This window comes from uncultured Rothia sp. (assembly GCF_937976295.1).
Taxonomy (GTDB): Bacteria; Actinomycetota; Actinomycetes; order Actinomycetales; family Micrococcaceae; genus Rothia.
Genome location: NZ_CALJRY010000306.1, coordinates 1 through 1,306, shown reverse-complemented (window position 1 = coordinate 1,306; position 1,306 = coordinate 1). Strand labels below are relative to the sequence as shown.

2 protein-coding genes are annotated in these 1,306 nt (G+C 62.6%); both read right to left on the bottom strand.

What is annotated here, in order from left to right; all coding sequences use genetic code 11:
- On the bottom strand, nt 1-420 hold a 420-nt coding region (locus tag Q0216_RS08190; RefSeq protein ID WP_298594429.1), incomplete at its 3' end, for an AAA family ATPase.
- A gap of 115 nt (nt 421-535) precedes the next feature.
- Nucleotides 536-1,306: DNA polymerase III subunit beta (dnaN, locus tag Q0216_RS08185; protein WP_298594427.1), on the bottom strand; the 771-nt coding region annotated here is incomplete at its 5' end.

Sequence of the window (1,306 nt, the reverse complement as noted above, 5' to 3'; positions counted from 1 at the left end):
AGCCAGCTCATCCACAAAACGGCGACGGCCCGCAGGGTCCCCCTTCACCAGCTGAAGGTCCTCCGGGGAGAACAGCACCGTGCGGGCAATGCCCAGCGCCTCCTTGGCGCGCACCGGCGCGGCACGATTAATGCGCACCCGGTTACTCTGCCCGGGAGCAATCTCAAACTCGGTCACCGTTTGCTGCGAACCGCGCACCGTACGGGTGCGAATATAGGCGCGCGAAGCCCCCATCCGCACCAGCGGCCCGTCATGGCTCACGCGGTGCGAAGACAGCGAGGCCGCATAGTCAATCGCCTCAACAATATTGGTTTTCCCCACACCGTTCGAGCCCAGAAACACCGTAACTCCCGCCGAAAGAGGCAGGTTCAGCAGAGCGTAGGTGCGGTAATCCAACAACGAAATATGGTCGATATACACCGGAAGCTCCTTTCGTACGGTTCGGTTAGGGTGGGCGCAGGCAGGCAGAAAGCACAGCCCCGCGGGCTTCCTCGGACAGAGCTTTGGAAGGCGCGCGGGGCGGCAAACACTGCGCCTAGTTCGACGGCAGGCGAACCGGCATCAGCAGGTAACGGTAGGTGCGGTCATCCTCAGCCAGAGGCTCGTCCTGACCGGAAATCACGGCGGGCTTCGGCGCATCGGTGAAGGAGAAACGAACGAACTCGGTACCGAAAACCTTCAAACCATCCGAGAGGTAGGCGGGGTTGTACGCGACGGTGATGTCATCACCGGACAGGTGCGCCTGCAGAGTCTCGGAAGCCTGAGCCTCATCACCGCGGCCGGCATCAATAGCGACCGAACCCTGAGTGAACTTCAGACGCAGGGGAGTGTTGCGCTCGGCCACCAGGGAGATACGGCGAGCAGCCTCAGCCAGGTCGGAGGTGCGAACCACCGCGTGAATCGGGGTCTGCTCGGGGAACAGCGCACGGATATTGGGGTAGTCGCCGTCCATCAGAACGCTGGTGGTGCGGCGGGCGCCAGCCGCGAAGCCGATCAGCTCACCAGCGGTGGGCAGGGCGATAGACAGCTCGCCGGAACCGGAGAGGGTGCTACCGACCTCGGAGACGGTCTTAGCCTTCAGTAGCACAGCCGCCTGAACATCGGGGTTGACCGGGTTCCACTTGATTTCGCGCATTGCCAGGCGGTAGCGGTCGGTGGCGAGCAGGGTCATGGTGTCGCCATTGATTTCTACGCGGATACCGGTCAGCAGCGGCAGGGTCTCATCCTTGGACACCGCAATCTGAACCTGCTTGACGGCTTCAGCGAATTCGGCGCCGTCCACGGTACCGGAAATTTCGGGAAGCTC